Source organism: Tatumella sp. JGM91, assembly GCF_018257575.1.
Classification (GTDB): domain Bacteria; phylum Pseudomonadota; class Gammaproteobacteria; order Enterobacterales; family Enterobacteriaceae; genus Tatumella; species Tatumella punctata.
This window is the reverse complement of record NZ_JAERJP010000011.1, coordinates 61,441-83,866: the sequence shown is the minus strand read 5'-3', so window position 1 is coordinate 83,866 and position 22,426 is coordinate 61,441. Positions and strand designations below refer to the sequence as shown.

The window sequence follows — 22,426 nt, the reverse complement described above, 5'->3', positions numbered from 1 at the left end:
CACCCTAAAAGAATACTAAAGGTATTTACATAAATAAATACTGCAAGTATTCTTAAGCCATCGAAACGAAACATCGATGCGGTAAACGGACTGCCTACCGCGCCGGACATGAAGTCAGGCTGCTATTTAAAAACAAGGTTCCTGTGAATACACAGGCCGAAGTGAGTTCTTCGGGGAGTGGTGAATGCGCAGGCTGATGCGTAAGTGTAAGACCTGATGGGTATCGTGACTGACTGGACGAAAAAAATGTTGAGTAAGCGGCCCTAAAGTCCAGTGATAGCCCAATAAACAGTAACCGAAATCTTCGCCCCGGTGAAACTCCGGTGTCAACTAGGTTACTGATAGTCATGCCGGAAAATCAGTGCCGGCCACCACTCCACCAAAGAACTTACAGAGGACATTCCAATGAACAGAAACAGACGCCGCATGGCAGAGTTCAACGCCCGTAAATCAGCAGAGGCTATGCAGTTGAAGCCGGTAGATCGGATTGAGCGGGCACTGAAAGCACCTAACTGGCGTAACCGTCCGGAGCAGGTATCGCAGTGTATGCCGGATGTCGCAATTTACTCAGCCAGCCACCGAACCAAAGGTGACCGGGTAACATGCACCGGCCGGCAGAAGTCGCGCGGTCGTTCGATTCCTTTAATGTGAGGTGAAGTATGGAAAAGCACGACGAAGAACTGAGGGCTGCCGTCCAAGCATTCTGTGACGAGGAGGGTATTAGCTTCGAGGAGGCAGTAAAGGTGGCAGTTAGCGCGCTGGAATATGAAGTCCAGCGCAGGAAAAGATTTAAAGGTGTTTCTGCATGTGGTGGATCTACCGCTTAGTGAGATACCAGGCTATATCAGCGACCTCAATAACCAGTAAGCTAAAGTTTTGATTAACTGACCGAACAATACCCATGACGTCATTTCTGACGTTAGCTGCGCTGGAATCAACATTTATTACGTATTCAGCGGTTGGAAGGTAAACCATGATAAATCTGTATCTTGAATAGATTGGTTATAGCCTCTAATTCTCATTGATTCATGTAGTTTAGTGTAGTCGTTTGAATCCGCACCGTGCAGCTCAACTCGAACAATAAATCTTGCCATTAATTAGCTTCCCTTACCTGCCTGTGGAATAGCCAACGTAGCAGTTTCCTTTGTCTGTGGAAAGCAGGGAAAACGGGAGCCTATCCCGGTAAAAACAGGCGCTATTTTTATGTCCTGATATATTTAGATAGGTTGATGAATTAAGAAATTCTGAATGCTATTCTCGCATCCAACCATAGTTCAGCATGTCGTCAACAACATTGTTTATTGTCTGTTCGCCCTGAACTGTAACATCTTCATCAGTGAGAGTCCTGCCGCAACCGCCGCAGGTGACGCCATCATACCCATTACTGGAGTCAAAATCGGCTGGAAATACAAGGCTTTGACTACCACATTGCGGGCAATGCAGATATATATCACACGCCATAGCTACACCCTCATATTATTAGGTCAATATATAAACAATCAGTTTTATTTATATATCAAGACTAGGGATAGGGGTAATTAAGCCCGTAAAAAAGGCACTAAAGCATCATTTTTAAAGCCTTCTGATATCAGCCCTTCATTCGTGGAGGGCTTTTTTATGCCTGTTATACAAGCGTCCATTCACTGAGTGGGCGGTTATATGACCACATTCAGGAGAGGATTATGACGGAAACAACCGATTTAGCTTTACTGGAAATTAAGCCGGAGCAATCCCCTGCCCTGTACGTCCAGAGTGGACTCGATCCATATCTGGAGATGATCCGGGAAATGGCAAAGGAAGTGCCAGACGTAACTACCAAAAAAGGCCGTGACCGTATCGGCTCACTGGCTCAAGCAATCAGCCGGAGCAAAACTGCCATTGAGAAACCGGGTCGTGCCTATCTGAAGCACCTGAAAGAAGCCGTTAAGCCTGCGGAGCAGGAGCTGAAGCGGTTTGTGGATGAATGCAACAGTATCCGAGATTCAGTGCTGAAAGTGCGTGAGGAGTGGGACGCAGAGCAGCAGCGACTGGCAGAGATTGAAGCTATGAACACCGCCCATGCCGAAGCGCTGGAAATGAACAACGCATTCGATAAAGCAGCAGCTGAGAAATTCGAGTCCGATCATGAAATCGCCCTGCTGATGAATGACAAGCATGACCGTGACCGCGCCGAAGCCGCACGGTTGGCAGAGCAGCAACGCATTGAGCATGAGCAGCGCATCGCCCGTGAAACTGAAGAGCGTGTGAAGCGTGAGGCTGAGGAAAAAGCCAAGCGTGACCGCGAAGAAGCCGAGCGCCGGGAACGTGAGCTACAAGCCGCAGCCGAAAAGGAAAAACAGGAGCGTATCGCCGCAGAGCAACGTGCCGAGCAGCAGCGTATCGAAGCCCAGCAACTGGCTGAGCGTCAGGCGCGTGAAGCCCGTGAAAAGGCTGAGCGTGATAAGCGGGAAGCCCGTGAAAAGGCTGAGCGTGATAAGCGGGAAGCTATCGAGGCCGAACGCCGCAAAGCCGCTCAGGTCGAGCTAGCTCGACTGGCTGAAGAAAAACGCATCAAAGATGAAGCCGACCGCCGGGCCAGAGATACCGAGCATCGTCGCAATATCAATCTCGCAGCAGTATCTGCACTGGTCGAATCCGGCCTGACCGAGGACTGTGCAAAAGCCTGCATCAAAGCAATCGCTAAAGGTCAGGTACCAGCAGTAACCATCAACTACTAACCAACGGAGTATCGCTAATGGCTACCACCATCGGCGGCGTCATTGGCGCTGCTACCAACCTGTTAAACCACGTTAAATCATTCACCACTACCCAGCTGGATCGCATTCAGAAATTCGTCAATGATGCTGCCCGTCCGGGGCCGGAGGCTTTCGCATGAGGTACATCATTCAGGGCCCAGAGCTGGTAATCGCATTCAGCGGGTCGGTTCACTTCTATCCGAATACACCGGCTGGTTATTTAGACATGGTCAGAGATTTCCGGAGGTCGAAATGAGTCTGAACCTGAAAATCGAATGCTCAGACGTACAGATGCGCGGAGCAATGAGGCCTGGGAAGGTCAGCGTATCTCTTGAGGATTGCGCGTTCGATGGCCTGACCTCGGAGCAGCAAACGGAACTCTGTGGCCAGATGGATTTTAACGTACTGGTTGAGTATGTGAATTCGCTTCTGGAGGTGAACCATGCTGCGTGAGCCGACATTTGCAGTTGCCGAAAGTATCGAAGCCCAACGATGGGATCGGCACTACGCCGAATTGAATTATGACGAAGCGGTGCGGGAACGGGCTGAAGAGTTGTCCGCCCTATTCCCTGACGACATCGAACTGTTCGCCGCGGCTAATCCGGCCTATGCATTCCTGCTGGCCAGCGATGACGCACAGGACGCTTACGCCGAGTTCATTGATCGCATCTGCCTGGATAAAGCAAAAGCCGAATGGAGCTAATCATGGAACCAGGTATCTATCACGCCATTTCCAACCATGACTACCACGCCGGCGCGGGTGTCAGTAAGTCACAGCTGGATGATATTGCTATCAGTCCGGCAATTTACCAGTGGCGCAAGCTCGCACCGGTTGATGAAGAAAAGACAGCGGCACTCGATATGGGTACTGCTCTGCACTGCCTGCTATTGGAACCAGAAGAGTTTAGCAAACGTTTTGAGATAGGTCCGGAGGTCAATCGTCGGACTGTCGCAGGGCGCGAAGAAGAGCAACAATTTCTGGATCGATGCAAGCGGACGGGTATCACACCAATCACTCATGACGATGACAGGAAGCTGAAACTCATGCGAGACAGTGCCATGGCCCACACCGGTGCCCGTTGGTTGCTGGAGGCAGACGGATTCTGCGAAAGCTCAATTTACTGGCGGGATGATGAAACCGAAGAACTGTGCCGGATCAGGCCGGACAAGTTTCTCAAAGCGCAGCCGGTAATCGCTGACGTAAAAAAGGTCGCTGACATGGACCGATTCAGCCGTCACGTCGAAGAATTCCGGTACCACGTACAGGATGCCATGTATCGGGAGGGTTACCTGAAAGAATTTGGCGAATATCCCCTGTTCGTCTTCATCGCCGTCAGTGAAACCATCAATTGCGGCCGATACCCGGTCAGGGTGTTTGAACTCGAATCACAGGATGTCGAGGCCGGATATAACGAGTTCCGGAAAAACCTGACCACCTATCACGAATGCATCGCTACCGGTAATTGGGGCGGTGTTGAACGTCTTGCACGGCCCGAATGGGCCAGAAGGAGAGATTCCCTATGAGTCACGAAATCGCACAAACACCAGCTAATGAAGCCGATACCAAAGCAGCCATTTTCAGCCCGAGCGGATTGCAAAAGTTACAGGCCTTTGCCGCGGTCATGGCAGATGGAAAAGCTACTGTGCCAAAATATTTATCCGGTAACACCGCAGACTGTCTGGCAATCGCGTTACAGGCAGCTCAGTGGGGAATGAATCCCTATGCGGTTGCACAGAAGACGCACCTTGTAAACGGTACTTTGGGTTATGAGGCGCAACTGGTCAATGCGGTGATCACCAGCTCTACCGCTGTTCAGGGTCGTTTCAAATACGAGTATGCCGGAAACTGGGATAACTTCCGACCCGGCGACAAAAACCCGAATACAGAGAAAGGATTATGTGTTCGCGTGGGTGCGGTGCTTCGCGGCGAAACGGAGGTCACCTGGGGGGAATGGCTGAATTTTGAGTTCGTCACCACCCGCAACTCACCGTTATGGAAAACAGCACCCAAGCAGCAGCTTGCTTATCTCGCTGTTAAATATTGGGCCCGGCTGTACTGTCCGGACGTGATCCTTGGTGTTTACACGCCTGATGAATTTGAACCGACTAAGCGGGCTGAGCGGGATATCACGCCGGTGCGTACTTCGGGTGACCTGAACAACCTGATCAACCAGAAACCGGAACAGCAGGCTAATACTGTCCAACATCATACTGATGAGCGAAGTCCTGATGAAATCCTCGAAGCGTTTAAAGAAGCAGCCACCAAGGCCGCATCGCCTGCCGATCTGGATAAAGCCTACCGCTATGCAGCCCGGGCACTGGCCGGCACACAGGAATTACTGGATGTGGCCACCGACATTTATGGCCTGCGTACCGATGAACTCAGCCAGAACGCGGCATAACAGGGAGAGTTAAATGGCAAGCAAAGGCGTAAACCGAGTGATACTCGTCGGGAATTTGGGACAGGACCCTGAAGTGCGGTATTTGCCCAATGGAGGGGCGGTAACCAACATCACGCTGGCAACATCGGAGAGCTGGCGGGATAAGCAGACAGGCGAGAACAAGGAAGTTACGGAATGGCATCGTGTGGTGCTGTTCGGAAAATTGGCAGAGGTCGCCGGGGAATACCTGCGTAAGGGATCGCAGGTCTATATCGAGGGCCAGCTTAAAACCCGCAAATGGCAAGACCAGGGTGGACAGGACCGGTACACAACGGAAGTGGTCGTGAATGTCGGCGGCACAATGCAGATGCTTGGTGGCCGACAAGGTGGATCGGGGGGGAATCAGGGTAGCCAGAACAGCGGCCAGCAGTCCGGTATCCCGCAGCAAGGATGGGGCCAGCCACAATCAGGCCACCAAAGGGACGATGAGCCACCATTCTGAATAAAATAACCCTCCCTATCCGGAGGGTTACTTATTGGAGGGGAACGTGAAGAAGATGAAAGCAATCGCATTAACCAGACCATGCAGTAACTGTCCATTTTTGGACTCTCCGCAGTCGATATCTCACACACTAAGGCCCGGGAGGCTGGCGGACATTAAATCAGGCCTTCTTGCTGATGATATGGCGCCGTTTCTGTGCCACAAAACACTCTCAGGCCATGAAGATGATAATGGCCAGTATCAGCATAGTGGCAAAGAATCGCACTGCATGGGTTCAATGGCATGGCTTTATCGTCAGGGCCGTTTTAATATCAGCATGAGACTCGCTGCAATGGATAAAACATGGCTCGAAAACCTGAAGCAAAGCGCCCTTTTGGTGGTGCGATGATCCAGAGAACAAGCATGCTGATAATCAGGGGCTGGTACCCTGCTTACATTAAGCGAATAGCGTTCCGCATTGCTCTGTGGGATGCGTACAGGAGGAAATGATGATACTCGCCGGATACGTCATCCTCATTATCTCCGGTAACCAGGCAACTCCCCTCACTGAAACAGTCTACCCCACCGAAACACAATGCCAGACTATCATTGACAGACTTCATACGCGGCGGCCGGCTGCAGAGTTATTGTGTGGAATGATTTACAGGAGTGATATATAAGTAATCTTTTAGATAAGATTGAGGGTGGATTATGGAGCCGACTCCTGTAGGAAATTTAGAAGACACTGAGACAGTCGCCAGTCAGTTTATACTCCTTGCTACTTGCGATAATTATAAGGACTCAAAAATTCTAAGCATAGATATTTATGCCGAGCCTACCATTTCGGTGAAAAGTGCCAGTGATCACATAATGAGTATATTGAATGATTCGGAATTACTCAGTGATAAAAATATCAATACGACTGTGAGCCCTATTGGGGGGCATATTGGTAGACATTTCACAATTTCAGTTACACCAAAATGATAAATTTCAACCAGTACCAAGCCGCCCACTGAGGCGGTTTTTTTATTGCCTAAAGGAAACCACTATGCCGACAACCGAAAATTCGTCGTGTTTTGTTTTTTCTGAATACCAGCCAGACCCGGAGGATATCTGTACCTTATGTGGTGCTAATGCTGGCCGAGACCGGCTGGTTACTGCGAGGAATAATCTTCTGATATGCGAGGACTGTATTGATGTTCTCTCAGCTATAAAAGTGGACAGAATATCTAAGCGCAATCAGATGGCGATTTCAGAACTGCTTGGGATTGAAGGAAAAATGCCAGATACCTATTCGCCTTACGAGTTCGTATCTGCGATCGTCGAAAACATCCGCGCCGGGAAAATCCCAAGCCTTAAATTTCATTTTTGAGGAAACCACCATGACCCACGCCGACCCGCTCGACCAGGCATCAGAACTGGAGCTTCAACAATTACAGGTAGCCATGGCTAATCGCCCACTACCGAAACCATTCTCAGCAATTTGTCTGAATGGTGATTGCGGAACAGCATCGTTACCGAAATCTAATTACTGCTGCCCTGAATGTCGCGAAGATGCAGAAAAGCACGAACGCGCCGCCAGATTTAAACGCCACTAACCCCACCAACTAAACCACACCACCCTATTCCCGCACCGGTTACCGGCGGTTTCATCGTGCCTGCGGGTTGGGTAAAGGAGAATGCTATGAGTCAGGTTGTTTTACTCAAGCCCGCTAAGTGGGTAACCAAAGAAGTGTTAACCTTGACCACCGGCCTGAAGCCAGGAACGATCAGGCGGGCCCGGGAGAAATCCTGGTTGCTGGGACGCGAATACTTGCACGTATCCCCAGAAGGAGAACCGCTTGAGACAAGCGAGTGTATGTATAACACGGAGGCAATTGAAAAATGGATTGAGTCCCAGATAAGGAAGCAACCAAACGGATTTGGAACAAAAGTGAAATCAGCCTTTAAGGCTTAAGAGAGGAAATATGTCAGAGAGGAAATATCCGCCGGGAGTAGAAAGCCATGGCGGATATCTGCGTATCAGTTTTATGTACAAGGGAGTCAGAGTTCGGGAAAAGCTATCTGTTCCTGACAACGCCAAAAACAGAAATCAGGCAGCAAAGCTACGTGAAACAGTAATCTATGGAATAAAAACGGGGACGTTTGACTATGCCAGTATGTTCCCGGCATCGGTTAACCTGCATAAGTTCTTTTCTGTTCAGGCTCCGATAACCCTCAATGAAGCTCTGTCTAAGTGGCTGGCAATAAAAGAAACAGAAGTGGCCGCATCAACCTACTCTGTTTACCAGAACATTTGCAGAACCATTCTCAGTTATCTTTCCGGCTCAAGAATGCTTGATTCAGTCACAGTAGAGGACATTCTTACCCTTCGCTCACGACTGCTTAAAGGTAAATTCTTTTCCGGGAGATACTTAAACCACGAAAGAAACGGAAGGTCAGTACCCTTCGTGAACGGATGCATAACACTCCTGTCGTCAGTTATGAAGTTCGCACACGAAAGCGGGTACATATCCCGGAACGTTACATTGTCTGTATCCCCCCTGAAGAAAGACAAGGTAAAACCAGACCCGCTAACGAGGGATGAATTTTACCGAATGATAGATTCATTGCGCACCAGACAAATGAAAAACCTGTGGTCACTGGCCGTTTTCACAGGAATGCGTCATGGGGAGTTATGCGCACTTTCATGGGGGGATATCGATACAAAGAACAGGACTATCTCAGTAAGAAGGAATCTTACATCAAAGGGCTACTTTACGGTCCCGAAAACCAACGCCGGTATCAGGAAAATATTTCTGATAGATGCCGCGTGGGAATCTCTGCGTGACCAGATGGAGTTAACCCGAATGATGCCAGAAAGTACCGTTTCAGTAATAAAGAGAGAGTACGGGAAAAAGGAAACTGAAGTGCTGGCATTCGTTTTTAGCCCAAAGATTAATGCAACAAAATCAGAGTCTGCAAATCACTACAGTGTTAAGTCACTCCCACAGACATGGAGAGCCGCACTTAAACTGGCGGGAATAAAAGACAGAAAGGCATACCAGTCCAGACACACATATGCATGCTGGTCATTGGCTGCCGGAGCAAACCCAAACTTCATAGCATCCCAAATGGGCCACACAAATTCTCAGATGGTACACAATGTTTATGGGACATGGATGCCAGATAATGATGAGTCACAGAGAGCTATCCTGAATGAAAAATTAAATGATTTTGTCCCATCACTGCCCCATGGAGTAATAGCAATGAATAATTAATATTTAAAAACAATATATTAACCACATCACACAGACATATTCATAATGTCCGTATAAGCGTTAACCAGTTTATTCCTTACCTGAACGCCCATTTGCAGAGATATTGTGGCTTTTTGCATCTCCAGCATCAGGTCATTAAGGGAAATATGACTATTCCCGGCATCGAATTTTTCCGAGTCAGCCTGTGAGCGATTATAGTGCTGGCTGATATTGCCTAATGCCGACCGCAGTAAACCGCTGAATGACTGGCCCTGTTCTGCAGCTTTTTCTTTTCCGCCCGCAATCCCTGCCATTACTGACATCTCTGCGGAGACTTGCTGAATTAATGATGACATATATCTTCCTGCGAATAACCTTCAGTCAATAAAATCTACAACAGACACAAAATAATAAAGCGGGAATATACCCCTTAAAAAGCCGATTATTTCCGCCATCATTCACCGTCAACCGGTAAATAATGCGGGATATTGCCCCCCTGCCCTCATCACGTAATACAGGAGAATGATGTGTTGTTAACAGAAATAAGGCCAGGCTCTGTGGCCGGGATATTCCAATGACAATAAACCCTGCAGATATTTCGACAACATTTTCCGCCAGAGCACAACACCTTCTGGAGAAGTTACGCACTTCCGCAGGTATCCCGCTGATTTTTGCTGCCGCAGTCTCTGTGGCAATCGTCGTCGGTTTAGTACTCTGGGCTAAAGCTCCGGATTATAAAATGCTGTACAACAATATTTCCGAACAGGACGGCGGAAATATTATCAGCAGCCTGGGGCAGATGAATGTGCCTTACCGGCTGGATGAAAATACCGGCAATATTCTGGTACCTGCCAGCCAGGTACGTGAACTGCGTCTGAAACTGGCTGAGCAGGGGTTGCCGCGCGGTGGCAGCACAGGATTTGAGCTGCTGGATCACGAAAAATTCGGTATCAGCCAGTTCAGTGAGCAAATCAATTATCAGCGGGCGCTTGAAGGTGAGCTGGCGCGGACTATCGAAAGCCTCGGGGCGGTCCGTACTGCCCGCGTTCACCTGGCCGTCCCTAAAGCCTCGGTCTTTGTCAGAGATAATGCGTTACCGACGGCATCGGTCACTTTACAGTTGCAGCCGGGACGGGCGCTGGATGATGGCCAGGTCAATGCTATTGTGCATATGGTGTCAAGCAGCGTCAGTCGTTTACCCCCGGCTAATGTGACCATCATTGACCAGAATGGTGCGTTGCTGACCAGTTCCGTCTCCGGCGGACAGTTACTGAATAGCGTACAGCTGAAATATACCGCCGAAGTCGAGCGTAATATGCGTCAGCGGATCGAAGATATTCTCGGACCGGTGGTCGGCCGTGGCAATGTCCGGGCCCAGGTCACAGCAGAAATCAATTTTGATAAACAGGAACAAACCGACGAACATTATACGCCAAATAATAAACCGGATAGCCAGGCGATACGCTCACAACAGTCCAGCGACAGTCAGCAAAATGGCGGAATATTACCAGGCGGTGTGCCCGGGGCGCTGACCAATCAGCCATCCCCGGCCCCTGTTGCGCCGGTGACCACGCCGCAAACTGCCCCGCCAGCGACTCCGGCGGCACAAAATGGCGCAGCCACCAGCACGGCGGCCGGTACAGCGGCCAGAGCCCGTGCCACAGTTCCCCAAAATCAGCAGTCACAGCATGACTCAACCACTAACTATGAACTTGACCGGACAGTCAGGCATACGCAACTCAATACCGGTGATATAAAACGGTTGTCCGTGGCCGTGGTAGTCAATTATCAGGCCGGCGAACAGGGAAAAGCCCGGGCTCTGCCGGAGCAACAGTTACAGCAGATCACCGCCCTGACGAAGGAAGCAATGGGGTTTTCTGCCAGCCGCGGTGACTCAGTCAGGCTGGTAAATACGCCCTTTAACCGTGTGACAGACGATAACAGTCCGCCTTTGTGGAAAACACCGCAGTTTGCTGACCTGCTGCTGTCTGGCGGCCGGTGGCTGATAGTGATTATTGCTGCCCTGCTGCTTTACCGTAAAGCCGTGAAGCCGCTTCTCGAACAACGCCGTGCTGCAGCCAGTCAGGAAAAAGATATCGCCCTGTCCTCGTCTGCGCCGGAAACTGAACCTGACAATAGCAGTGACGGCACCTTACAGGAAACGGCACGCAAGGCACAACAGCGTATCAATAGTGAAATTTTAAGCAGGCGTATCCGCGAGATGTCAGAAAACGACCCGCAGGTGGTCGCACTGGTAGTCCGTGACTGGATGGGGAATGAACTATGACACTGAACGGAACAACAAAAAGTGCCATTCTGATGATGGCACTGGGAGAAGAACGGGCTGCCGGGGTATTCCGGCACCTGAACCAGCGTGAGGTCCAGCACCTCAGTGCAGCCATGGCCACCATGAAACAGGTGTCTCATCAACAGCTGACCAGCGTATTACAACAGTTTGAAAAAGAAGCTGAACAATATGCCGCCCTGAACCTGAATAACAATGAATATCTGCGGACCGTTCTGGTCAAAGCGCTGGGTGAGGAGCGGGCCAGTAGTCTGCTGGAGGATATTCTTGATACCCGCGACACAACGTCAGGAATGGATGCCCTGAACCTGATGGATCCGCCTTCCGCGGCCGACCTGATCCGTGAAGAGCACCCGCAAATTATTGCTACTATCCTGGTACACCTTAAACGGCCTCAGGCCGCGGATATTCTGGCACAGTTCGATGATAAATTGCGCCAGGATGTGATGCTGAGGATTGCCACTTTCGGCGGAGTGCAGCCTGCGGCTCTGGCCGAACTGACCGAAGTACTGAATAACCTGCTCGACGGACAAAACCTTAAACGCGCCAAAATGGGCGGGGTACGCACTGCGGCTGAAATCCTCAATCTGATGAAGTCCCAGCAGGAAGAGTCTGTCATTGAAGCGGTCCGTGAGTTTGATAACGAACTGGCGCAAAAAATTATTGATGAAATGTTCCTGTTTGAAAACCTGGTCGATGTGGATGACCGCAGTATTCAGCGCCTGCTGCAGGAAGTCGATTCAGAGCAGTTGCTGGTTGCTCTGAAAGGGGCTCAGCCACCGCTACGCGAAAAATTCCTAAACAATATGTCCACACGGGCTGCAGATATTTTGCGTGACGATTTAAGCAGCCGTGGCCCGGTAAGGATGTCAGCCGTGGAAAACGAACAAAAAGCGATACTGTTAATTGTCCGCCGCCTGGCCGAGTCAGGCGATATTGTGATCGGAGGGGCAGATGAAACCTACGTCTGAGTTACCGGAAAATATGCACTGGCGCAAATGGCAGCCCGAACATTTTGAACTGCCTGCTCCCGTGGCAGCAGAGCCGGAAACTCTGTCCGCCGCAGAGCCGGATACGGCTGAAGTGATTAACAGTGCACCGCTCACAACATCCTGCGCCCCCGCGGAACCCTTGCCGGAGCAGCAGCGGCAGCAGATATGGCAGCAAGGTTATCAGCAGGGATTTACCGCCGGTGAAACATCCGGACATCAGGCCGGATATCTCGAGGGGAAACTGGCTGCCGGACAGCTGCCGCCGCCACCTCAGCCGGCACCGGAACAACAACAGATCCGCCAACTGGCGGAAAGTTTTGCCCATTCGTTACAGATAATCGACGCGGTTATCACCAGCCGGTTATTACAGCTGGCACTGCAGATTGCCTTACAGATCACCGGTGACGCGGTTAAATGTGACAGCCAGCGGGTTGCCAGGCAGATCAGCCGCTTGCTGGAACAGGACCCGCTGTTCAGCGGAACGCCACAGTTACGGGTTCATCCGCAGGATTTGCCACTGGCGGAGAAAATATTCGCCGAACAAATCGCGGCCCGTGGCTGGAAACTGGCCGGTGATACTGCTCTGCAGCCCGGCGATTGCCTGTTACAGGGGGAGGAAGGCCAACTGAATTGCAGCATCTCAGATCGCTGGCTGGCACTTTGTCAGAGAGCGCAAACAGGAGCCTGCTGATGCAATATCCTTTCGAACGCTGGCTGCAACAACTGGATCGTTTTGAAACATCATTACTGTCTCTGCCAGAGGTCCGGCGCTACGGGCAACTGACCCGGGCCACGGGGCTGGTGCTGGAAGCCAGCGGACTGATATTACCGCTGGGGGCGGTCTGTCTGATTGAGCGCAGGAATGCACCTCCGGCCGAGACCGAAGTCGTCGGATTCAGTCACCATAAGCTGTTCCTGATGCCGCTGGAAAATACCGACGGACTGACACCCGGAGCCAGAGTGTTTGCTGCCGGACAGAGTCATACCGGTAATGGCGAAGGGAAACAACTGCCCCTCGGCCCGTCGCTGCTCGGCCGGGTGCTCGACAGTAATGGCCGCCCGCTGGATAACCTGCCCCCGCCGCGGGTGACTGATTACGGATCCCTGTGCAGTCGCCCGATAAACCCGCTGCAACGCACACCGATTCAGCAGGTGCTGGATACGGGGATCCGCGCGATTAACGGGTTGCTGACCGTTGGCCGTGGTCAGCGCATGGGGCTGTTTGCCGGATCCGGGGTCGGGAAAAGCGTGCTGCTGGGAATGATGGCCCGTTATACCCGCGCGGATGTGATTGTGGTCGGGTTGATTGGGGAGCGTGGACGGGAAGTCAAAGATTTTATTGACAATATTCTCGGTGCAGAAGGTCTGGCACGTTCGGTGGTGATTGCGGCTCCGGCCGACCTTTCGCCCTTACTGCGTATGCAGGGAGCTGCCTACGCGACACGGATTGCTGAAGATTTCCGTGATCGCGGTCAGCATGTGTTGTTAATTATGGACTCCCTGACTCGTTATGCGATGGCCCAGCGGGAAATAGCCCTGGCGATGGGTGAACCTCCGGCAACCCGCGGGTACCCTCCTTCAGTCTTTGCCCGTTTACCGGCTCTGGTCGAACGGGCGGGCAACGGTGATGATGGCAAGGGATCGGTTACTGCCTTTTATACGGTACTGACCGAAGGTGATGATCCCCAGGACCCGATTGCCGATGCGGCCAGGGCTATTCTCGACGGCCATATTGTCCTGTCACGGCAACTTGCCGAGGCAGGCCATTATCCGGCCATCGACATTGAAGCGTCAATAAGCCGTGTAATGTATGAATTAGTCAGTGGATCACAACTGCAACAGGCACGTTATTGTAAGCAACTGCTTTCAGCCTGGCAGCGCAACCATGATTTGATCAGTGTCGGTGCGTATGTCTCTGGCAGCGATCCGTTGCTGGATGAAGCGATCAGACTGCATCAGGTAATGACCGCTTATCTGCAACAGGGTATCCGGCAGTATTGCAGTTATGCGTCTGCCTGTGAGCAGCTGGAACATTTGTTTAGTCGTCCGGAGGAACAGTCATGAATAACCGCCCCGTACTTGTCACCCTTTGTGAGCTGGCCAGCAACCAGGCCGACAACGCAGCCCGGCAACTGGGTCAGCTGCAATCGGCACAGCAACAGGCCCTGAACCAGCAACAACTGCTGACCGGTTACTATCAGGATTACCAGCAATACCTGCACCAGAAGATACAACCGGGGATGCCTGTCGGCCACTGGGATGACTATCAGCAGTTTCTTCCTGCGGTGCAACAGGCGATCAGCCTGCAGCAGCAGGCAATACAACAGGGTGAGCAGTATATCGCCAGCGCACTGGCGTACTGGCAGAGCAAAAAACAACGACTGAATGCGTTGCAGACATTGCTGCACCGCCATCAGCAACGCCTGAATGCGCAGCAACAGCGACAACAGCAAAAACTGACTGATGAATTTTCTGCCCGCCGTTTTCACGGAGCACAATCATGTCGCAGCTGATTATCCTGGCGCAGGCGCTGAATAAAATCAGTAGCCACAGTAACAACCTGTCTGCGGGAAAACCCGTCGCGGCCTGGCCTTTCTCCGACCTGATTTCCTCGCCTGACGGGCTGATAACCGCTAAATCCGGCCGCCACCCGATCGCGAAAAAGGCGACAGTTCTGCCGTCCGGTAATAACATCACCGCCAGTCATATCACGCCATTGCTGGCCATGCTGACAACACCGGTTATCCCCGGCAGGCTGATGCCTCCAGCCGGGACAGAACTGCGGGAACGTCTGGCAGGCCCGCTGACAAGCACGGGTCTGCCAGACCACCGGTCTGCATCCCCGCGTCATCTTCCGCCCGCCGCCACAGATATCATGACGCAGTCGTCTGACCAACATCTCCCCCGACAGTCGCGGTTCCCTGTCCTGCCCGGCGGGGATTCCCGCCAGCACTTACCGGTAACCGGCAAACGGCCAGCACCGGCTGCGCCAGCGAGGGGGCAGCATCCGTTGACGGCAGAAACACCCCTTGCGGCCGGGCCCCGCCAGTCGGTGCCGCCCATACCATTGTTCAGGGTGCCGCAGGCCAGTCCGGCGCCGGTCAGTGACCATATCCGGCCGGCACCGGTCTCAGCGTCCACTGCACACACTCACTTGCCGTCGATCATCGCCTTATGCAGCGATAACGGGGGGCCTCTGGCTGCCGGGCGGGCGATGACCGCCAGCACACCGGTAAGTGTTCCCGCGGACAACCCGGCATGGCAACAACAACTGAGCCGTCAGGTGATTTTTATGCATCAGCAAGGCTTACACACGGCGGAACTGCGCTTACATCCGCAGGAACTCGGCAGTCTGAAAATTTCGCTGGTGATGAAAAGCGATCAGGCGTACCTGACGTTATTGTCCGGCCACAGCCAGGTCAGAACGGTACTGGAAGCGGCATTACCCGACCTGCGACATGCACTGGCCGGGAATGGTATCAGTCTGGGAGGAAGTTTCGTCGGTAACGAGGACCCCTCATCGTCGTCAATGTTTACCCCGCCGGATAGCCGACAATACCCGTCGGGCTCCCCTGCCGGCAGCTCGCTGGCCAGCGAAGATCCGCCGGTGATGCATAACACTGCCGGCGTCAGGATGCTGACACTGACCGACGGCCGGGTCGACCTCTTCGCCTGAAACGCTGTGTCATCACCCTGGCTGATGGTACCGGTATATCCGGAAGTATGCTGCTCTCTGTTCAGAAACAGGCTCTTTTCGGCCCATTGTCCGGTGATTAACCCGTGATAATCCCGGGCAGCAGCAAAGATTTACCTCTATCAAGGAACTGATTTAGCTAATGACTACACTCCCGAGAAAGAAAACAGCAAAGCGTCTGTTACTGTCGCTGATGGTTATTGTGATTCTGATCGCTGCCTGCACGATTGCCGGTTACAGTTTTCTGAAAATGAAACAATCCGATCCGGGAACGCAGAAAAAAACAGCGACTGTCGCTGCCCTTCCCCCGGCCAGCCCGGTATTCCTGGCGCTGGATGCCTTTACGGTGAATCTGCCAGCCAGTACCCCCGACGATGAAGACAAGGTTCTGTATGCCGGATTTACTCTGCGCCTGCCCGATGAGGCGACCCGCAACCGGCTTAACCAGTATTTACCGGAAGTCCGCAGCCGTCTGATTTTACTGCTGACCAGCCAGAATCAGCGGGATCTGGAAACAGAACAGGGTAAGCATGACCTGACCGGAAAAATTAAACAGGTACTGGCACCGTCATTTATACCCGGTCAGCCGCCACAGGTGATTAACGATGTACTTTTCACATCCTTTATTCTGAGATAATCCATGGCTGACAATATTCTTTCTCAGGCTGAAATTGACCAGCTCCTGAATGGCGATAACGGCAGTAACGACAGCACAGCAAGCCCGCTGCACGGCGAAGAAGCGGTTAAAGCTTATGACCCGGCGACCCAGCGCCGGATTGTGCGTGAGCGTCTGCAGGCGCTGGAAATTATTAATGAACGTTTTGCCCGCCAGTTCAGGATGGGATTATTTAATCTGTTGCGCCGCAGCCCTGATATCAGCGTCGGGCAGGTTAATATTCAGCCCTATCAGGAGTTTGCCCGTAATTTACCGGTGCCGACCAACCTGAACCTTATCCATCTGAAGCCCCTGCGTGGTACCGCACTGGTGGTGTTCTCACCCAGCCTGGTGTTTATCGCTGTGGATAATCTGTTTGGCGGCGATGGACGCTTTCCGACCAAAGTTGAAGGCCGGGAATTTACGTATACAGAACAGCGGGTGATCCACCGGATGCTGAAACTGGCACTCGATAGCTACAGTGAAGCATGGCAGGCGATTTATCCGTTATCAATAGAATTTGTCCGTTCAGAAATGCAGGTCAAATTTACTAATATCACTACGTCACCAAACGATATTGTGGTGAATACCCCGTTCCAGGTAGAAATTGGTAATCTGGTGGGTGAGTTTAATATCTGTATTCCATTTCCGATGATCGAACCATTACGCGAATTGCTGGTGAATCCTCCCCTGGAAAATTCCCGTCAGGAAGATAGCCAGTGGCGTGAAACCCTGGTCAGAGAAGTACAGCTTTCAGCACTGCAAGTCACCGCCCACTTCGCCGATATCGCCCTGCCCCTGTCGCGGATTTTAACCCTGAAAACAGGGGATATCCTGCCACTGGATAAGCCTCAGCATGTGACAGCACATGTCGATAATGTGCCGGTATTTACCGGACAGCATGGCATTTTAAACGACCAGTATGCCCTGCGTGTACTGACACTGATTAATCCGACATTACACTCTTTGCACGAGGATCAGCCTGATGAGTGATATACAGCATCCGTCAGAAAATAACGGGCCAGAGCAGGACCTGTGGGCCGAGGCTATGCAGCAACAGGCGGCTACAGTGACCGACACTGTCCCGCCGCAGACCGCCAGCGAGGATGCCCCGGACACGGCGGAAGCACAGGATGTCAGCCTGATTATGGATGTTCCGGTACGGCTGACGGTGGAGCTGGGCCGGACCCGGATGACCATTAAAGATCTGCTGCGTCTGACGCGGGGATCGATCGTCCCGCTGGAAGGGCTGGCCGGTGAACCTCTGGATATTCTGATCAATAGTTATCTGATAGCCCAGGGGGAAGTGGTGGTGGTTAACGATAAATATGGCGTCAGGATCACCGATATTATCACCCCGTCAGAACGTATGCGTCGTCTGAGCCGCTAATCATGCCACTGCAATCATTAACCGGTACGCCTGTTCCATCCGACAACCTGTTCGCGCTACAGGATATCGCCCACACCAGTGCTGTTTTACTGGTGTTACTGGCGGTGCTGTTTGCCCTGCGCTGGCTGCTTAAAAAACAGCGCATTACCCGCCATACGGGCCGTAGCGGGCTACAGATCAATGACAGCCTTGTCGTAGGTCAGCATGAGAAAATTGTGGTGGTAGCATTGTCTGACTGCCAGCTGGTACTGGGGGTAACAGCTCAGCAAATCACCCACCTTTACACATTACCTGCCACAGAGCCGCCCGCGGCGCCTGCTTCTCCGGCCACCGACAGCCAGACTTTTCTGCTGCGCTTACAGACGCTGCTGACACATAGAGGATACCGATAATGAAATTGTCACTGCCCTGTCTGTTATTACTTTGTCTGATCCCCGCCGCGGGATATGGGGCACCCGTGCCATTACAATCACTGACGGCTGACAGTCCGGACTGGCCCCTGCCGGTGCAAACTCTGGTGTTTATCGGGGCACTGACACTGCTACCGGCGGCCTTACTGATGATGACCAGCTTTACCCGAATAATTATTGTCTTTGGCCTGTTACGCAGTGCACTTGGCACGCCGTCGGCCCCGCCGAACCAGGTGATGCTCGGGCTGGCTCTGTTTCTGACTTTTTTTGTGATGTCACCGACCCTCGACCAGGTATACCAGCAGGCCTGGCTGCCTTTCAGTGAAAACCGGCTGCCTGCCGGAGAGGCACTGGCTGCAGGCAGCCGTCCGCTGGCCCGGTTTATGCTGAAACAAACCCGTGAATCAGATTTGGCCCTGTTTGTCCGGCTGGCGAAGCATCCGCCAATCCAGCGTCCCGAAGATGTTCCTATGCGTATTCTTGTTCCGGCCTATATCACCAGCGAATTAAAGACAGCCTTCAGGATTGGCTTTACAGTATTTATTCCGTTCCTGATTATCGATTTAGTGGTCGCCAGCATACTGATGGCGCTGGGAATGATGATGGTGCCCCCGGCAACGATTTCTTTACCCTTTAAGCTGATGTTATTTGTGCTGGCTAATGGCTGGCAGGTGCTGATTGGTTCACTGGCACAGAGTTTTATTCAATAACCCTGCGGATTACCGTTTAAACCTGATAAGGAATAGCTGATGTCTCCTGAAGCTGTGATGTCCGTAGGACAAAATGCGATGAAAGTCGCATTGTTGCTGGCATCCCCGCCATTGCTGGCGGCACTGGTCAGCGGATTAGTGATCAGTTTATTGCAGGCCGCCACCCAGATTAATGAACAAACGTTATCTTTTATCCCGAAAATTCTGGCTGTGGTGCTGACCCTGCTGATTGCCGGCCCGTGGATGCTGAATCTTTTACTGGAATATATGCGCAGCATTCTGACTTCCGTGGCTTTTGCGACGAGCTAGAGATGATGCCCCCTGTCAGTATCAGCCAGCTACCGTCCATGGTCAGTGATTTTTTCTGGCCTTTCTGCCGGATTCTGGCCCTGATCAGCGCCGCCCCGTTGCTGAGCGAAAAACAGGTCAGTCCGCGGGTAAAAACAGGGCTGGCGCTGGCCATTTCCGGGCTGATTACCCCGCTACTGCCAGCCAGTGGTATTCCGTTATTTTCCCTGTCGGGGGTACTGACCCTCGGTCAGCAATATATGATTGGAACCGCGCTTGGCTGGGGGATGACATTTGCTTTCGCCGCGGTCCGGCTGGCGGGTGAAGTTACTGGCCTGCAGATGGGACTGTCATTTGCCTCATTCTATGATCAGTCCAGTCACAGTACTGTATCGGTACTGGCCCGGATTTATTATATGCTGGCCCTGTTATTGTTCCTCAGTTTTAATGGTCACCTGTGGTTACTGGAAACAGTGACAGAGTCTTTTTCTGCTCTGCCCGTCGGCGTTCGCTCTCTGTCACCGGGGGGAGTCAACGCCCTGTGCCAGTTCGCGGCAATAATATTCAGCAGTGCCCTGCGGCTGGCCCTGCCATTGATTATGTTTCTGCTGACCCTGAACCTGACTCTTGGCTTGCTTAACCGCATGTCACCACAATTATCGGTATTCGTGGTCGGGTTCCCCCTGACACTGACCCTCGGTATTCTCAGCAGCAGGTTATTATTTCCATGGTTTATACCTTATACCAGTCAGTTATTTAGTCGAATATCAGAGCAACTGAGCGGAATATTATTACAATGACTGGTATTCACAGGAACTGGCTGATACTCTGTCCCGGCTAATGATTTGCTTGCGGGATTATAATAATACAATACGCTGGTGGGGCCATTCATCACCTGAGCCTGATGAACTATACCCTGGCATATAAATAAAAATCTTATAAAAACATTGCTGTACTTTTTTCAGACACCGGATGCTTTTGTGATACTTTTTGCTAATACTAAACCTTCCTGCCGGATGTGTTTTGTATTTCGCGTGTATGTGTGATTTTTTCATTCGGGCAGGAACATATTTATGTCAAGCGTTATTATCGATCCATGTCATTTCACCCGGACCGGATTAAAAGAGTATCTTAATTCGCAAGGAGTAATAAGCCACTGCTGTCAGGATGTCATTAATCCGCAACAATTGAAATGCACACTGGATAGTTTAACACCTTCTCTGGTATTTATTTCTGAACAATGTCTGGATAACCATTGCCGGGAAAACTCAGAAATTAAAAAAGTCATCGCTCAATATCCCGATACTGTATTTTTTATTTTTATGGCATTGCCTAACAGTCATTTCAGCGATCACCTCTATCTGCGTGAGAATATTATTGTCACCACCAAGGCACTGGATAAACTTTCACTGGAACGTCTTATCTCCCCTTATCTGAGCAAAACAGGCAAAAAATTCTCACGCCGTAGCCGTCAGCCAGTCGCGAAACCGGTGGCTTTAAGCCGTGCAGAATCAGATATGCTGAAAATGTGGATGTCCGGCTACGACACCTTACAAATTGCCGGGCTGATGCAGATAAAAGCAAAAACTATCTCTTCCCATAAAGGCAATATTAAGAAAAAAATTAAGACGCAGAATAAACAGGTAATTTATCATCTGGTGAAACTGACTCAGACGCTGACCACTGGTCTTCATTCCGGACACTGACAGCCGTTTTTTACGCAGCAGAGCGGATATGCTCTGCTGCGGGCTGCCTGTGCAGGTTAATCGCCTTGCCCGGGTTCGACAAATATCCCGTCAGGATCGTTCTTTTCATTAAAGAACCAGACCCCCTTCGGGTAATCATCCAGAGCGACCAGAAACATAACACCTTCACTGAATGTTTCCACCGCCAGTACTTTACCCTTACGCCGTGGCCCGTCTGCGGTTTTTACCGTTACCCACTCACCTGTCTGCATGTGCTGTCCTCTGCTGGCTTTATCTGACTACCGGGTCAAAACAAAACAGGACAACCCGAAGGTTGTCCTGTTTTACTGTCTATAGATACCATTGCTCACAGACTCAGATTTTGCAGCCTTCGCAATCAGCCTCGTCACTGAGATCCGCCGGAATTTCAGTGGCTTTTTGCTGTGCTTTGGCTTCTGCATCGGCCAGTTGTGCATCAATGTCAAATTCAAAAATATCGTCGCTCATTCTCTGTTACTCCGCTACTCACATGCCGTGCCAGTTATACCTGTTCACGACGGATTTTTCCAAACAGTTTCACCAGACACAGCACAATCGACCCAATTATCGCTCCGGTAACCAGTGGGGCGGCCGTGCTGCTCAGTACTGATAACCACAGGCTCCCCGCCGGGCGGCTGAGTTGTTCAACCCAGTGGTGTAACCAGGGTATACCGTGTATCGCTATCCCGCCACCGACCAGTAACATTGCCAGTGTACCGACTACCGACAAAATCTTCATCAGCAACGGTGCCAGCACCAGTAATCCGTCCCCCGTACGCCGAGCGACAGATGATGTTTTCTGTTGCAGCCAGTAGCCAAAGTCATCAATTCTGACAATTAATGCCACGATACCGTAAACACCGACCGTCACCAGCAGTGCAATTCCGGACAGGATAAGGATTTGATTCAGCAGTGGTGCTTCTGAAACAATCCCCAGCGTCAGGGCCACAATTTCGGCCGAGAGAATAAAGTCGGTACGTATTGCACCTTTAATTTTATCTTTTTCATAACGTACAGCATCCTGCTGACTGAAATTTTCCAGTCGTTTCTGTCTGGCTTCCGGTGTTTTTCGTTGTTTATCCGCAGTCAGCCAGTGAATAATCTTTTCCATACCTTCATAACTGAGATAAGCGCCGCCAAGCATTAATAACGGCGTAATCAGCCAGGGAACAAACGCCGAAATCAGTAATGCCAGAGGCACCAGGATCACTTTATTCAGTAAAGATCCTTTAGCAACACCCCAGACTACCGGCAGTTCACGGTTTGCTTTTACCCCTGTGACCTGCTGAGCATTGAGGGACAAATCATCACCCAGTACTCCGGCGGTTTTTTTCGCCGCCACTTTTCCCATCACAGAAATATCGTCCAGCAAGGTCGCGATATCATCAAGCAGAGCAAGCAGACTGGTTCCGGCCAAAAATA

The 22,426-nt window shown here is 51.5% G+C and carries 32 protein-coding genes; 28 read left to right on the top strand and 4 right to left on the bottom strand.

Going from position 1 to position 22,426, the window contains the following annotated elements:
- Nucleotides 1-405: 405 nt before the first annotated feature.
- The 14 genes from JK198_RS09170 to JK198_RS09105 all read left to right on the top strand — a co-directional run bounded on the left by JK198_RS09170 (nucleotide 406) and on the right by JK198_RS09105 (nucleotide 8,857).
- Nucleotides 406-651, top strand: coding sequence for a hypothetical protein (locus JK198_RS09170; RefSeq protein WP_212710416.1), 246 nt, complete (start codon nucleotides 406-408; stop codon nucleotides 649-651).
- Nucleotides 652-1,682: 1,031 nt separating this feature from the next.
- Complete coding sequence (locus JK198_RS09165) at nucleotides 1,683-2,717, top strand: hypothetical protein (RefSeq protein WP_212710415.1); 1,035 nt, start codon at nucleotides 1,683-1,685, stop codon at nucleotides 2,715-2,717.
- A gap of 17 nt (nucleotides 2,718-2,734) precedes the next feature.
- Nucleotides 2,735-2,875 carry a hypothetical protein gene (locus JK198_RS09160; RefSeq protein ID WP_212710414.1) on the top strand — a complete coding sequence of 47 codons (141 nt, stop codon included), beginning with the start codon at nucleotides 2,735-2,737 and terminating at the stop codon, nucleotides 2,873-2,875.
- A 112-nt stretch (nucleotides 2,876-2,987) separates the two neighbouring features.
- Nucleotides 2,988-3,188 carry a hypothetical protein gene (locus JK198_RS09155; protein WP_212710413.1) on the top strand — a complete coding sequence of 67 codons (201 nt, stop codon included), beginning with the start codon at nucleotides 2,988-2,990 and terminating at the stop codon, nucleotides 3,186-3,188.
- On the top strand, nucleotides 3,178-3,438 hold the full coding sequence (locus JK198_RS09150) for a hypothetical protein (RefSeq protein WP_212710412.1): 261 nt from the start codon (nucleotides 3,178-3,180) through the stop codon (nucleotides 3,436-3,438). The genes JK198_RS09155 and JK198_RS09150 overlap by 11 nt, the downstream gene beginning before the upstream one ends.
- A 2-nt stretch (nucleotides 3,439-3,440) precedes the next feature.
- Nucleotides 3,441-4,259, top strand: a complete 819-nt coding sequence (locus JK198_RS09145) for a PD-(D/E)XK nuclease-like domain-containing protein (RefSeq protein WP_212710411.1) — start codon at nucleotides 3,441-3,443, stop codon at nucleotides 4,257-4,259.
- On the top strand, nucleotides 4,256-5,137 hold the full coding sequence (locus JK198_RS09140) for a RecT family recombinase (RefSeq protein ID WP_212715361.1): 882 nt from the start codon (nucleotides 4,256-4,258) through the stop codon (nucleotides 5,135-5,137). The genes JK198_RS09145 and JK198_RS09140 overlap by 4 nt, the downstream gene beginning before the upstream one ends.
- Nucleotides 5,138-5,150: 13 nt before the next feature.
- Nucleotides 5,151-5,618: a single-stranded DNA-binding protein gene (locus tag JK198_RS09135; RefSeq protein ID WP_212710657.1), complete on the top strand. Its 468-nt coding sequence runs from the start codon at nucleotides 5,151-5,153 to the stop codon at nucleotides 5,616-5,618.
- Between the two features lie 55 nt (nucleotides 5,619-5,673).
- Nucleotides 5,674-6,006: a hypothetical protein gene (locus JK198_RS09130; protein ID WP_212710656.1), complete on the top strand. Its 333-nt coding sequence runs from the start codon at nucleotides 5,674-5,676 to the stop codon at nucleotides 6,004-6,006.
- A 302-nt stretch (nucleotides 6,007-6,308) separates the two neighbouring features.
- Nucleotides 6,309-6,581, top strand: coding sequence for a hypothetical protein (locus JK198_RS09125; protein ID WP_212710655.1), 273 nt, complete (start codon nucleotides 6,309-6,311; stop codon nucleotides 6,579-6,581).
- A gap of 64 nt (nucleotides 6,582-6,645) precedes the next feature.
- Nucleotides 6,646-6,969, top strand: a complete 324-nt coding sequence (locus JK198_RS09120) for a hypothetical protein (protein ID WP_212710654.1) — start codon at nucleotides 6,646-6,648, stop codon at nucleotides 6,967-6,969.
- 10 nt (nucleotides 6,970-6,979) lie between these two features.
- A complete protein-coding gene (locus JK198_RS09115) occupies nucleotides 6,980-7,195 on the top strand; it encodes a hypothetical protein (RefSeq protein ID WP_212710653.1) in 216 nt (71 codons plus the stop codon).
- An 86-nt stretch (nucleotides 7,196-7,281) separates the two neighbouring features.
- Nucleotides 7,282-7,554: an excisionase family protein gene (gene xisR, locus JK198_RS09110; protein WP_212710652.1), complete on the top strand. Its 273-nt coding sequence runs from the start codon at nucleotides 7,282-7,284 to the stop codon at nucleotides 7,552-7,554.
- Between the two features lie 10 nt (nucleotides 7,555-7,564).
- On the top strand, nucleotides 7,565-8,857 hold the full coding sequence (locus JK198_RS09105; RefSeq protein WP_212710651.1) for a DUF3596 domain-containing protein: 1,293 nt from the start codon (nucleotides 7,565-7,567) through the stop codon (nucleotides 8,855-8,857).
- Between the two features lie 26 nt (nucleotides 8,858-8,883).
- Here the strand turns inward: JK198_RS09105 and fliE are convergent, their stop codons facing one another.
- Nucleotides 8,884-9,192 (bottom strand): flagellar hook-basal body complex protein FliE, encoded by a 309-nt coding sequence (gene fliE, locus JK198_RS09100; protein WP_212710650.1) that lies wholly within the window; start codon nucleotides 9,190-9,192, stop codon nucleotides 8,884-8,886.
- A gap of 218 nt (nucleotides 9,193-9,410) precedes the next feature.
- On the opposite strand from fliE, the gene fliF reads away from it, so the two are divergent.
- From fliF to rcsA, 14 genes are all read left to right on the top strand, one after another.
- Complete coding sequence (gene fliF / locus JK198_RS09095) at nucleotides 9,411-11,123, top strand: flagellar basal-body MS-ring/collar protein FliF (protein WP_212710649.1); 1,713 nt, start codon at nucleotides 9,411-9,413, stop codon at nucleotides 11,121-11,123.
- Entirely contained in the window at nucleotides 11,120-12,112 is a 993-nt protein-coding gene (gene fliG, locus JK198_RS09090) for a flagellar motor switch protein FliG (RefSeq protein ID WP_212710648.1), read from the top strand. The genes fliF and fliG overlap by 4 nt, the downstream gene beginning before the upstream one ends.
- The gene (locus JK198_RS09085) at nucleotides 12,096-12,824 is read left to right on the top strand and encodes a FliH/SctL family protein (protein WP_212710647.1); all 729 of its coding nucleotides are present in this window, start codon (nucleotides 12,096-12,098) and stop codon (nucleotides 12,822-12,824) included. The genes fliG and JK198_RS09085 overlap by 17 nt, the downstream gene beginning before the upstream one ends.
- A complete protein-coding gene (gene fliI / locus JK198_RS09080; RefSeq protein ID WP_212710646.1) occupies nucleotides 12,824-14,197 on the top strand; it encodes a flagellar protein export ATPase FliI in 1,374 nt (457 codons plus the stop codon). Before JK198_RS09085 ends, fliI begins: the two co-directional genes overlap by 1 nt.
- On the top strand, nucleotides 14,194-14,646 hold the full coding sequence (gene fliJ / locus JK198_RS09075; protein WP_212710645.1) for a flagellar export protein FliJ: 453 nt from the start codon (nucleotides 14,194-14,196) through the stop codon (nucleotides 14,644-14,646). Before fliI ends, fliJ begins: the two co-directional genes overlap by 4 nt.
- Nucleotides 14,634-15,809 (top strand): flagellar hook-length control protein FliK, encoded by a 1,176-nt coding sequence (locus tag JK198_RS09070; protein WP_212710644.1) that lies wholly within the window; start codon nucleotides 14,634-14,636, stop codon nucleotides 15,807-15,809. Before fliJ ends, JK198_RS09070 begins: the two co-directional genes overlap by 13 nt.
- A 160-nt stretch (nucleotides 15,810-15,969) precedes the next feature.
- Nucleotides 15,970-16,464: a flagellar basal body-associated protein FliL gene (fliL, locus tag JK198_RS09065; RefSeq protein ID WP_212710643.1), complete on the top strand. Its 495-nt coding sequence runs from the start codon at nucleotides 15,970-15,972 to the stop codon at nucleotides 16,462-16,464.
- A gap of 3 nt (nucleotides 16,465-16,467) precedes the next feature.
- Nucleotides 16,468-17,475: a flagellar motor switch protein FliM gene (fliM, locus tag JK198_RS09060; protein WP_212710642.1), complete on the top strand. Its 1,008-nt coding sequence runs from the start codon at nucleotides 16,468-16,470 to the stop codon at nucleotides 17,473-17,475.
- Complete coding sequence (fliN, locus tag JK198_RS09055; RefSeq protein ID WP_212709298.1) at nucleotides 17,468-17,872, top strand: flagellar motor switch protein FliN; 405 nt, start codon at nucleotides 17,468-17,470, stop codon at nucleotides 17,870-17,872. The genes fliM and fliN overlap by 8 nt, the downstream gene beginning before the upstream one ends.
- A gap of 2 nt (nucleotides 17,873-17,874) precedes the next feature.
- Nucleotides 17,875-18,264, top strand: coding sequence for a flagellar biosynthetic protein FliO (fliO, locus tag JK198_RS09050; protein WP_212710641.1), 390 nt, complete (start codon nucleotides 17,875-17,877; stop codon nucleotides 18,262-18,264).
- Nucleotides 18,261-18,992, top strand: coding sequence for a flagellar type III secretion system pore protein FliP (gene fliP, locus JK198_RS09045; protein WP_349290192.1), 732 nt, complete (start codon nucleotides 18,261-18,263; stop codon nucleotides 18,990-18,992). The genes fliO and fliP overlap by 4 nt, the downstream gene beginning before the upstream one ends.
- A 39-nt stretch (nucleotides 18,993-19,031) precedes the next feature.
- Nucleotides 19,032-19,301: a flagellar biosynthesis protein FliQ gene (fliQ, locus tag JK198_RS09040; RefSeq protein WP_212709301.1), complete on the top strand. Its 270-nt coding sequence runs from the start codon at nucleotides 19,032-19,034 to the stop codon at nucleotides 19,299-19,301.
- Nucleotides 19,302-19,306: 5 nt separating this feature from the next.
- Entirely contained in the window at nucleotides 19,307-20,080 is a 774-nt protein-coding gene (gene fliR, locus JK198_RS09035) for a flagellar biosynthetic protein FliR (RefSeq protein WP_212710659.1), read from the top strand.
- A 273-nt stretch (nucleotides 20,081-20,353) separates the two neighbouring features.
- Nucleotides 20,354-20,986: a transcriptional regulator RcsA gene (gene rcsA, locus JK198_RS09030; RefSeq protein ID WP_212710640.1), complete on the top strand. Its 633-nt coding sequence runs from the start codon at nucleotides 20,354-20,356 to the stop codon at nucleotides 20,984-20,986.
- A 56-nt stretch (nucleotides 20,987-21,042) separates the two neighbouring features.
- On the opposite strand, the gene dsrB is transcribed toward rcsA, so the two are convergent.
- The 3 genes from dsrB to JK198_RS09020 form a co-directional block, all read right to left on the bottom strand.
- Nucleotides 21,043-21,237: a protein DsrB gene (gene dsrB / locus JK198_RS09025; RefSeq protein ID WP_212709304.1), complete on the bottom strand. Its 195-nt coding sequence runs from the start codon at nucleotides 21,235-21,237 to the stop codon at nucleotides 21,043-21,045.
- Nucleotides 21,238-21,340: 103 nt separating this feature from the next.
- A complete protein-coding gene (locus tag JK198_RS16940; RefSeq protein ID WP_256441190.1) occupies nucleotides 21,341-21,472 on the bottom strand; it encodes a hypothetical protein in 132 nt (43 codons plus the stop codon).
- Nucleotides 21,473-21,506: 34 nt separating this feature from the next.
- Complete coding sequence (locus JK198_RS09020; RefSeq protein ID WP_212709305.1) at nucleotides 21,507-22,421, bottom strand: DUF808 family protein; 915 nt, start codon at nucleotides 22,419-22,421, stop codon at nucleotides 21,507-21,509.
- Between the last annotated feature and the right edge of the window lie 5 nt (nucleotides 22,422-22,426).

Coding starts and splice junctions, on each gene's coding strand:
- JK198_RS09170 (WP_212710416.1), top strand. CDS start 406: ATGAACAGAAACAGACGCCGCATGGCAGAGTTCAACGCCCGTAAATCA.
- JK198_RS09165 (WP_212710415.1), top strand. CDS start 1,683: ATGACGGAAACAACCGATTTAGCTTTACTGGAAATTAAGCCGGAGCAA.
- JK198_RS09160 (WP_212710414.1), top strand. CDS start 2,735: ATGGCTACCACCATCGGCGGCGTCATTGGCGCTGCTACCAACCTGTTA.
- JK198_RS09155 (WP_212710413.1), top strand. CDS start 2,988: ATGAGTCTGAACCTGAAAATCGAATGCTCAGACGTACAGATGCGCGGA.
- JK198_RS09150 (WP_212710412.1), top strand. CDS start 3,178: ATGCTGCGTGAGCCGACATTTGCAGTTGCCGAAAGTATCGAAGCCCAA.
- JK198_RS09145 (WP_212710411.1), top strand. CDS start 3,441: ATGGAACCAGGTATCTATCACGCCATTTCCAACCATGACTACCACGCC.
- JK198_RS09140 (WP_212715361.1), top strand. CDS start 4,256: ATGAGTCACGAAATCGCACAAACACCAGCTAATGAAGCCGATACCAAA.
- JK198_RS09135 (WP_212710657.1), top strand. CDS start 5,151: ATGGCAAGCAAAGGCGTAAACCGAGTGATACTCGTCGGGAATTTGGGA.
- JK198_RS09130 (WP_212710656.1), top strand. CDS start 5,674: ATGAAAGCAATCGCATTAACCAGACCATGCAGTAACTGTCCATTTTTG.
- JK198_RS09125 (WP_212710655.1), top strand. CDS start 6,309: ATGGAGCCGACTCCTGTAGGAAATTTAGAAGACACTGAGACAGTCGCC.
- JK198_RS09120 (WP_212710654.1), top strand. CDS start 6,646: ATGCCGACAACCGAAAATTCGTCGTGTTTTGTTTTTTCTGAATACCAG.
- JK198_RS09115 (WP_212710653.1), top strand. CDS start 6,980: ATGACCCACGCCGACCCGCTCGACCAGGCATCAGAACTGGAGCTTCAA.
- xisR (WP_212710652.1), top strand. CDS start 7,282: ATGAGTCAGGTTGTTTTACTCAAGCCCGCTAAGTGGGTAACCAAAGAA.
- JK198_RS09105 (WP_212710651.1), top strand. CDS start 7,565: ATGTCAGAGAGGAAATATCCGCCGGGAGTAGAAAGCCATGGCGGATAT.
- fliE (WP_212710650.1), bottom strand. CDS start 9,192: ATGTCATCATTAATTCAGCAAGTCTCCGCAGAGATGTCAGTAATGGCA.
- fliF (WP_212710649.1), top strand. CDS start 9,411: ATGACAATAAACCCTGCAGATATTTCGACAACATTTTCCGCCAGAGCA.
- fliG (WP_212710648.1), top strand. CDS start 11,120: ATGACACTGAACGGAACAACAAAAAGTGCCATTCTGATGATGGCACTG.
- JK198_RS09085 (WP_212710647.1), top strand. CDS start 12,096: ATGAAACCTACGTCTGAGTTACCGGAAAATATGCACTGGCGCAAATGG.
- fliI (WP_212710646.1), top strand. CDS start 12,824: ATGCAATATCCTTTCGAACGCTGGCTGCAACAACTGGATCGTTTTGAA.
- fliJ (WP_212710645.1), top strand. CDS start 14,194: ATGAATAACCGCCCCGTACTTGTCACCCTTTGTGAGCTGGCCAGCAAC.
- JK198_RS09070 (WP_212710644.1), top strand. CDS start 14,634: ATGTCGCAGCTGATTATCCTGGCGCAGGCGCTGAATAAAATCAGTAGC.
- fliL (WP_212710643.1), top strand. CDS start 15,970: ATGACTACACTCCCGAGAAAGAAAACAGCAAAGCGTCTGTTACTGTCG.
- fliM (WP_212710642.1), top strand. CDS start 16,468: ATGGCTGACAATATTCTTTCTCAGGCTGAAATTGACCAGCTCCTGAAT.
- fliN (WP_212709298.1), top strand. CDS start 17,468: ATGAGTGATATACAGCATCCGTCAGAAAATAACGGGCCAGAGCAGGAC.
- fliO (WP_212710641.1), top strand. CDS start 17,875: ATGCCACTGCAATCATTAACCGGTACGCCTGTTCCATCCGACAACCTG.
- fliQ (WP_212709301.1), top strand. CDS start 19,032: ATGTCTCCTGAAGCTGTGATGTCCGTAGGACAAAATGCGATGAAAGTC.
- fliR (WP_212710659.1), top strand. CDS start 19,307: ATGCCCCCTGTCAGTATCAGCCAGCTACCGTCCATGGTCAGTGATTTT.
- rcsA (WP_212710640.1), top strand. CDS start 20,354: ATGTCAAGCGTTATTATCGATCCATGTCATTTCACCCGGACCGGATTA.
- dsrB (WP_212709304.1), bottom strand. CDS start 21,237: ATGCAGACAGGTGAGTGGGTAACGGTAAAAACCGCAGACGGGCCACGG.
- JK198_RS16940 (WP_256441190.1), bottom strand. CDS start 21,472: ATGAGCGACGATATTTTTGAATTTGACATTGATGCACAACTGGCCGAT.